This is a genomic window from Massilia sp. 05N420, from assembly GCF_056397205.1.
In genome coordinates this window covers 1-394 of sequence record NZ_JBFTMX010000235.1, presented here as the reverse complement: position 1 = coordinate 394, position 394 = coordinate 1, and the positions used below count along the sequence as shown (strand labels likewise).

1 protein-coding gene is annotated in these 394 nt (G+C 55.6%); it reads right to left on the bottom strand.

Annotation, left to right across the window (positions count from 1 at the left end):
- Positions 1 to 394: alpha/beta hydrolase (locus tag AC1DIX_RS28120; RefSeq protein ID WP_477328663.1), on the bottom strand; the 394-nt coding region annotated here is incomplete at both ends.

Sequence of the window (394 nt, the reverse complement as noted above, 5' to 3'; positions counted from 1 at the left end):
CTTTTATTCAGCGCATTACGGTTGGCTGACCCCATGTCATACATGCTGACGGTAGCAATGGCTTTCATGCGGGGATCAATCTTCGCTGCGCTGATGACAAAACTGCCACTGCCACAGATGCCCAGCACACCAATCCTGTCGCGATCGACAAATTCGCGGGTACCCAGGTAATCCACGGCGGCGCTGAAGTCTTCGGCATAGATATCCGGAGAGACAGCGTTGCGCGGCTGGCCTTCACTTTCGCCCCAGAAAGAAAGATCAATTGCCAGGGTAACAAATCCCTGCTCAGCCATTTTCTGCGCATAGAGGCTGGCGCTCTGCTCTTTGACTGCGCCCATCGGATGACCTACCCCAATCGCCGGAAGGCGCGCCGTTTTACCGGCCTCTTTTGGTC